At 73.0% G+C, this 3,418-nt stretch carries 3 protein-coding genes; all 3 read right to left on the bottom strand.

Annotated elements, in window-relative coordinates:
• Nucleotides 1–48: 48 nt before the first annotated feature.
• A complete protein-coding gene (locus ABZV78_RS31540) occupies nt 49–501 on the bottom strand; it encodes a hypothetical protein (protein ID WP_355644483.1) in 453 nt (150 codons plus the stop codon).
• A gap of 70 nt (nt 502–571) precedes the next feature.
• Nucleotides 572–2,629 carry a M6 family metalloprotease domain-containing protein gene (locus tag ABZV78_RS31535; RefSeq protein ID WP_355644481.1) on the bottom strand — a complete coding sequence of 686 codons (2,058 nt, stop codon included), beginning with the start codon at nt 2,627–2,629 and terminating at the stop codon, nt 572–574.
• A gap of 162 nt (nt 2,630–2,791) precedes the next feature.
• Nucleotides 2,792–3,418, bottom strand: a 627-nt coding sequence (locus ABZV78_RS31530; protein ID WP_355644479.1) for a dihydrodipicolinate synthase family protein, incomplete at its 5' end; no start/stop codon positions are given.

Genomic DNA, 3,418 nt, shown 5'->3' with positions numbered 1-3,418 from the left:
TGTTCGGGTGCTTACCGGTGAACTGCTCGGCGAGCGGACCGTACGCGGTCACCACGTCGGCGCCGGTGTGGCCGCTGGTCGTCCAGTCCAGGTTGCCGGTCCCTCGCTGTCGTTCGGGGTGAGGTCGACCGGCGGGTGGCCGTCCACGACCAGCCGGTAGGCGTCCCGCGCGGCCAGGTCGACGGGCACGGCGAACTCGCAGTAGGTCGGCACGCGCGTCACCTCCAGATCCTCGGCGAAGGTCGCCACCGACCGGCCCGGGGCGAGCGCGCCCTCGGCGAGCGTCCGGCCGGCGCTGTCGACCACCTGGAACGGCGCCCGGTTGTGGAAGTGGGTGTAGGGGCCGGTTCCGGCGCACTCGACGCCGGCCGGCCGGATGTTGATGTCCCGGACGAGCACCCGGACGGTCATGGCCGACCGGGCCTCCTCGGCGTCACCGCACGCGCTGAGCGCGCCGGTGAGCAGCGACGGCAGCAGCAGCGCTGGCAGCAGGCGGCGCATCTGTCCTCCTGGTCGTCGGGGTGGCGCCCGGGGCGGCGCGGCACGCGGTCCGCACCGCCCCGGGCGCGGGTCAGCCGAGCAGCGCCCGGGGTCGTTCGACCCGGCACTGGCTGGTCACGGTCTTGCTCGGGTCGCTCTCCGAGGTGGCGGTGAGCGTCACCAGGGTGGTCGCGCTCGCGCCGGAGCCGGCCCCGACCGAGACGGCGACCGGGGTGCTGGCCCCGAACTCGGCCGTGGCCAGCTCGTTCGGCAGCTCCACCCGCCAGTCCTGGCCGCCGACGGTGGCCGAGAGCCGGTAGACGTCGGACTTCAGATGCGCGCCGGCGTCCTCCGGGTGCGGCTGCCCGTCGGCCACGTACGTCCCGGTGTTGGTCAGGTCGAACGTGCAGGTCGCGCCCTTGCCGGTGGGCTCACCCCGGGTCACCAGGTGGCCCTTCGAGAGAGCCACCCCGTGCGCGCTCGGCCCGGCACCGTCCAGCGACCGGACGGCCACCGTGTACGACAGCACGCCGTCGCCGTCCCGCCGCAGGTTGAGCACGTAGAAGTGCAGCCGGTTGGCCTCGTCCACGTACTCGTACTCGCTGCCGGAGTTGGCCCCGGCGTGGAACAGCGCGTCGGACAGCTGCCGGTAGTCCCCCATGGTGATCTTCTGCGGGGTGCCGTTCGGCTGGTAGAAGTCGATCATGTCGATGTCCTGCGGGTTGGCGTCGACCACCCACACGAACGGCGCGCTGTCGGCGTTCTTGGTCTTGCTGATGAGCACGCCGTTGTCCGGGGTGAACGAGTCCGCGCCCATCCGGTCGACGACCTCGACGGTGTAGTTGTTGTACCGGCCGCCGTCGCAGAGCGGGTCGGTCGTGACGCTGCACGCCGGCGAGCGGTCGGTGTTCATCGCGATGTTGAGGCCGGTGAGCCCGCCGGGTCCGGCGTCCACGGCACGGGCGGTGACGTCGGCGACCACCATCCCGGAGGTGGCCAGCCCCTCCCGGGAGAGCCGCAGCACGTGCTCCTCACCGAGCAGGCCGATCTTCAGCTTGTCCCGCAGCGTGTGCAGCGACCCCATCGAGCCGCCGTTGACCGGCGGGATCTGCCAGCGGGTGTGCGGCCCGCCGGGCCCGTTGAACGACCCGCGCGACATCATGCTCCAGATGCCGGTGTACGCCCGGCGCAGCGGCGTGCCGTACGGGTTGTTGTAGTTGTCGCCGATGCTCAGCAGGTGGCTCAGCTCGTGGGCGTACACGCCCATCCCGGAGCTCTCCGCCTGGGTGGAGGACCCGCCGCCGGCGTTCGGCCAGATGGTGGCGGCCGCCTTCCACGAGGTCCACTCGACGTACCGGGTCTTCGCGTAGTTGGGCAGGGCGGGGTCGGGCGGGCCCCACGCGTCCGGCACGTCCTCCTTGGTCTGGAACATCATCTGGCCGAACTCCTGCCAGGTGGACGACTCGTCCTGGCCGGCCGAGAGGATGAAGACCAGCTCGAAGCTGTCGGCCACCGCGTCGCCGACCGCCGCGCGCCAGGCGCCCAGCCCGTCGGTGCGGATGTTCTTCGCGCACGCCGCACCGGCCGGGCAGGCGCCGGGGTTGAAGCCGTTGTCGATGCCGTACTGGTAGGACTTCGACGGCATCTCGTACGGGCCGAAACCGCTGAGGTCCACGCCGTACCGGCCGTTGGAGTCCTGCATCCAGTACTCGTGCAGGGTGTGCCCCCGGTTGAGGTCGCCCGGCTTGTTGAGGAAGTCGGTGTAGAACTTCGCGACCTGGTTGCGGGGCACGTTCGCGGCGGTCGCCTGCGGGTTGCCGAAGACCGTCGAGCCGGCGGGCTGGGTGATGACGAACGGCTGGTCCACGTAGTCCAGCGTGACCAGGGCGATCTTGAAGTTGCGGACCGAGCCGCGCACGGCCGGGTCGGCCCAGTTCCGGTTCGGCACCTGCCGGTAGTCGTCCCAGGTCATCGTGTCGGGGTTCTGCCAGCGCTGAGGGTCGAGCGGCTGGAACGGGGCTGGCCCGTCCGGCGGGTCACCCGGTGCGGCGGAGGCCGGCCCGGCGGAGCCGGTCGCGACCAGGACGGTCGCGACGGCAGCGGCCAGAACCGAGCGCCACACCGCACGCCTGGTGGGCAGAAGGCGCATCGAGTCACCTCTCAGGTCGAGGGCTGGAGGGGGGCGGGGCGATCAGGGGCGCTCGCCGTCCCGCATGATCACGCCCGATCCCGACCCTAGGAGCCGGCCGGCGCGGCGGTCACCGTGCAGATGTCGGCAGGTGGATCGGCGACTTTCGACACGTGCAGGAGGTCACGCGGTGGGCACCGGCCCGGCGGCGGCCCGCTCGGCCCGCCGCAGGTCCCGGCACAGCCGCTCCTCCAGCTCCGGCGGCAGCGCGCCGCGGGGCGGGCGGCACGGGCCGCCGTACCGGCCGGCCAGCCCCATGGCCAGCTTCACCGCCTGCACCCCCTCGGTCCGGGCGCCCCAGCCCAGCAGCGGGTGCAGTTGGGCGTAGAGCGGCAGCGCCGCGGCCAGGTCGCGGGCGGCGCAGAGCCGGTGCAGACGCAGGCAGAGCCGGGGCAGGACGTTGGGGCAGCGCGCCAGCCACCCGGCCGCGCCGCACACGGTCAGCTCCAACAGCACGTCGTCGGCGCCGGCCAGCACGTCGAGGTGGGGGCAGAGGTCGCGGACCCGGTGCAGCCGGCGCACGTCGTCCTCCCGCACCGCTACCACGCCGTCGGTCTCCGCGATGCGGGCGAGCAGGTCCGGTGCCAGGTCCACGCCGGACTCGGCCGGATCCCGGCACACCACCACCGGCAGCCCGACGGCGGCCACCTCGCGGTAGTGGGCGACCATCAGCGGGCCGCTGAGCAGCAGCAGGTCACCGGCGTGCAGCACCCCGGCCAGCCGACGGCCGAACTCGTGGGTGTCGTCGAC

Source organism: Micromonospora sp. NPDC004540 (assembly GCF_040610095.1).
Taxonomy (GTDB): Bacteria; Actinomycetota; Actinomycetes; order Mycobacteriales; family Micromonosporaceae; genus Micromonospora.
This window is presented reverse-complemented; position numbering and strand designations above follow the sequence as displayed.

What these genes read in the sequence shown, in the direction of transcription:
- ABZV78_RS31540 (WP_355644483.1), bottom strand. Translation starts at nt 501, where the DNA reads ATGCGCCGCCTGCTGCCAGCGCTGCTGCTGCCGTCGCTGCTCACCGGC.
- ABZV78_RS31535 (WP_355644481.1), bottom strand. Translation starts at nt 2,629, where the DNA reads ATGCGCCTTCTGCCCACCAGGCGTGCGGTGTGGCGCTCGGTTCTGGCC.